Genomic DNA, 631 nt, shown 5'->3' on the forward strand with positions numbered 1-631 from the left:
GATTCCGTGCCTCTTCGGCTATTGATGGCAACCTGATTTCTCTTTATTCATTATACAGAGGAGGCAGCGTAGCGAACAAGCTCTCGTCGTCCTCTGTATGCTGATACAGCCAGTACTCGTCTTCCTCTGCCGGGGGCAGCGTGTCGTCGAGACTGTCCTGATCGGCAAAGCGCTCCCTCTCTTCCCAAGTGATACCGTAAGCGAAGCCCCCTGACGTATAGCCCGCGATATAAGCGTACGTCTCGTCAGATTCCGGCCAGCCCGCTTCCTCATCGACTGCGCGTCGCCGAGCCCCTTTTTGCAGCTCACGCTTGCGCTGTTCGCGGATCGAGCGAGCGGTCTTCTTAGGGATCGCCACCCCGAGCTCGGTCAGCTCAAGCAGCGCTGTATACTTGTCGACTGCGTACCGTTTGCTATATCCCTTGATGATGCTTTTGCCGTTATAGGTCGGCAGCCAGTGGACCGCCGATTGCTTGCGGCCCTCCTTTTTCATGCGCTTCGTTCGCGGCGTATTGTCACGTTTCCGCTTTTTATTGCCCATCCCGGCTTCCTTCGCCCCCTTTATGCGCCAGCAGCTCCGGTTATCCCGGCTGCCCTCAGCCAGTCAGCCAGCAGCAGCTCCAGCAGCTCC

General features: G+C 57.8%; 1 protein-coding gene. It reads right to left on the reverse strand.

The window, feature by feature from the left end:
- Positions 1 to 43 precede the first annotated feature (43 nt).
- Positions 44 to 541, reverse strand: coding sequence for a hypothetical protein (locus PA598K_RS35365; RefSeq protein WP_128661321.1), 498 nt, complete (start codon positions 539 to 541; stop codon positions 44 to 46).
- Positions 542 to 631: the final 90 nt, after the last annotated feature.

Origin of the sequence: Paenibacillus sp. 598K (assembly GCF_003851045.1) — a bacterium.
Classification (GTDB): Bacteria; Bacillota; Bacilli; order Paenibacillales; family Paenibacillaceae; genus Paenibacillus_D.